Origin of the sequence: Bacteroides sp. (assembly GCF_028690125.1) — a bacterium.
GTDB lineage: Bacteria > Bacteroidota > Bacteroidia > Bacteroidales > Bacteroidaceae > Bacteroides.
The window spans coordinates 1-3,343 of the sequence record NZ_JAQVBV010000129.1 but is presented as its reverse complement, the minus strand read 5'-3'; the positions used below and the strand labels follow the sequence as shown (position 1 = coordinate 3,343).

At 37.4% G+C, this 3,343-nt stretch carries 3 protein-coding genes; all 3 read left to right on the top strand.

What is annotated here, in order from left to right:
* On the top strand, positions 1-480 hold a 480-nt coding region (locus tag PHO71_RS25825; protein ID WP_300209054.1), incomplete at its 5' end, for a gliding motility-associated C-terminal domain-containing protein.
* A 67-nt stretch (positions 481-547) separates the two neighbouring features.
* Complete coding sequence (locus tag PHO71_RS25820; protein WP_300209053.1) at positions 548-1,468, top strand: type IX secretion system membrane protein PorP/SprF; 921 nt, start codon at positions 548-550, stop codon at positions 1,466-1,468.
* Between the two features lie 18 nt (positions 1,469-1,486).
* Positions 1,487-3,343, top strand: a 1,857-nt coding sequence (locus tag PHO71_RS25815; protein ID WP_300209052.1) for an OmpA family protein, incomplete at its 3' end; no start/stop codon positions are given.

The window sequence follows — 3,343 nt, the reverse complement described above, 5'->3', positions numbered from 1 at the left end:
ATCGACTTTACACAAGGTTGCGACAACAATTCATATCGTTTAGAAGCGGTTCCGTTCAATTCAAGTTTTGATGTAACGACTTCTACTTTTGTATGGAGTGGTCCAAATGTTATTGCTACTCAGGATGCCAATGCGATTGTATTGGGTTCAAACGGTACTTATAGCGTAACGGTTACTAACGACCAAGGATGTAGTTCTACAGAGAGTGTAACGGTAAACAACATTTCTTGTACCATTCAAAAAGGTATTTCTCCGAACAATGATGGGGATAACGACAATTTTGATTTGACTACTTTAAATGTAAAAGAGATATTTATCTATAACCGTTATGGTACGGAAGTTTATCAACTTGCCAATTACACGAATCAATGGGAAGGACAATCCAAATCAGGAAAAGAATTACCTGACGGTACGTATTTCTATATAATTCATACATTTGCTGGTGAGAAAATGAGCGGATGGATTTACATTAATAGATAATAAGGATATTACAATACTGCCTGATTATTCCTCAGGCAGTATTTTAAAAATAAAACAAAATAAGGATATGAACAAAATATACCTAGCGGTTCTCATTGCCGTAGTTACATTATTCGAGGCCCAAGCCCAACAAGACCCACATTATACGCAATACATGTATAATATGAACGTTATGAACCCGGCTTATGCAGGATCTAAAGAGAATTTATCTTTGGGTCTTTTATACCGTAAACAATGGGTAGATATAGAAGGAGCTCCTTCTACCTTTACCTTTTCAGGACATACCCCAGCGGGGAAAAATGTAGGTATCGGACTTTCGGTAATTGCTGATCAAATCGGACCTGTGAAAGAGCAAAACGTGTATGGAGATTTCTCTTACACCTTACAATTAGGAGGCGAACACAAATTAGCTTTAGGATTAAAAGCAGGAGCTACTTTTCAAAAGATCGGTCTTTTCAGCCAAATTTCTCCATCACTTCCCGTTCCTACCGACCCTGGATTTAGTGAAGATACCAGTAATATCTATTTCAATTTAGGAACAGGTGTTTTTTATTATACCAATAAATACTACGTAGCCTTATCTGTACCCAATATGATTAAGGCCAATTATTTAGATTATAATGGTGTAAAATACGGTACAGAAACACAGCACTATTTCTTAACTGGAGGATATGTTTTTGATTTAAATCCGAATTTAAAATTCAAGCCTTTTGCTATGTTAAAGTCAGCCTTTAATTCTCCAAGTTCATTGGATGTATCGGCTAACTTTTTATTCAACGAGCGCTTTGAGATAGGAGGTACTTACCGAGTAGACGATAGCTTTGGAGCAATGGTAAACTTTGCCATTACCCCAAGCTTAAGAATAGGCTATGCTTATGATAATATCATCTCAGAGATAAAAACCGTAGCCCCATCCTCTCACGAGATTATCTTATTATTTGATGTAAACTTTCCAAAGAAAGTTTCCCGTTCACCAAGATTTTTCTAACATAAAAGCACTCACGTAATGAAAAGACTCTATATTCTATTAAGCTGTGTGTTAGTAAGCACCACGACCTTAAACGCACAAAATAAAAAAACACAAACTGCCGACAAACTCTTCCAACAATTCGAGTATGTTGAAGCCAGCAAAGAGTATCTGAAATTGATAGACAAAGGAGAGAAAGACCCTTATGTTTATAAGCAATTGGCCGATGCCTATTACAACATGTATAACCCCGAGGAAGCCAGCAAATGGTATGCAAAAGTAGTTGAAACCCCACAAGATGCGGAAACCTACTTTCGTTATGCTCAAATGCTCAAAGCCTTAGGAAAATACGAAGAATCTAACAAGCAAATGGCTGCTTTTGCCAAGAAAGCACCAAACGATCACCGTGCCAAAGACTTTAATCAAAACCCAGGTTACTTACCAAAGTTATTGAACAAACAAAAAGCCTTTAATGTAAAATCATTAGAGATCAATAGCGAAGGATCCGACTTTGGAGCCCTGCTGACCAATGAGAATAATCTGTATTTTACCTCTTCAAGAAACAAGAGCAAACGTACAGATGGATGGAATGATGAGCCGTATTTAGACATCTACAAATCGACTATGAATGCCGATAAAACCTTCTCAAAACCAGAAGAAGTAGTAGAACTGAACACCAAATGGCACGACGGTCCCGTAACCATAAGTGCAGATGGAAAAACAATGTATTTCTCAAGAGACTCTCATAGCGAGAAAGAGTTTGAGAAAAACAAAAAACTCAACACCAAATTCGGGCAAGTATACCTTTACAAAGCCACTAAAGACGGCGAAAAATGGAGCAATGTAAAATCTTTACCATTCAATAGTAAAGATTATTCAAACAGCAGTCCAAGTTTGAGTAAAGACGGAAAAACGCTTTACTTCAGTTCTAACATGCCCGGTTCAATTGGAGAGACAGACATTTGGAAAGTAGCCATCAATGCCGATGGGACTTATGGTAAACCAGAGAACATGGGAACTAAAATCAATACCGAAGGTAAAGAACAATTCCCTCAAATTACAGACGATAACGTATTGTATTTCTCCTCAAACGGTCACATCGGACTAGGCGGATTAGACGTTTATATGGTTGATTTAAAAACCAACAATCAAATAGAAAACCTAGGAAAACCCGTAAACAGTGAGAAAGATGATTTTGGATTCAGTTTCAATGTAACCAAAAACGTTGGGTTTTTCTCAAGTAACCGTGCAGGAGCCGATAACATTTATATGGCAGATCCATTATGTGGAGTAGAAGCGATGATAGTAGTTACAGACGCAAAAACAGGCGCTTTATTATCAAATGCAAGAGTTGCTATTTTAGATGCTAAAAAAAACGTAATCGCTACACAAACCACAACAGCTAATGGAGAAATCATGTATCCCGTAGAATGTAATACTGCCTATTCGATTCAAGGATCAAAAGACGGATATGAGAGTGGTGTGTTTTCAATTGCAGCTACAAACGGCGGTAAGGTAAAAGTTGCTGCGGCATTGAACCCAATTGATGTAATTGTAACGGAAACAGAAATCATTTTAAAAGAAATCAACTTTGAATACAACAAATCAAACATTACAGCTGAAGGCGCCTTTGAGTTGGATAAGTTAGTTCAAGTTTTGAAAAACAATGAAAGTATGGTTATTATGGCTAAAGCCCACACTGATAACAGAGGAAGTGATAAATACAACATGGACTTATCAGATCGTAGAGCCAAAGCAACCGTTCAATACGTAATCTCTAAAGGAATCGACAAATCACGTATTACCGGAAAAGGATACGGTGAAAGCGAACCAAAAGTAGATTGTAAAGAAAACTGTACCGAAGAAGAACACGCTCAAAACAGACGTAGTGAGTTC

Bases quoted from the DNA above. Each gene is read 5' to 3' on its own strand.
- PHO71_RS25820 (WP_300209053.1), top strand. From the start codon at position 548: ATGAACAAAATATACCTAGCGGTTCTCATTGCCGTAGTTACATTATTC.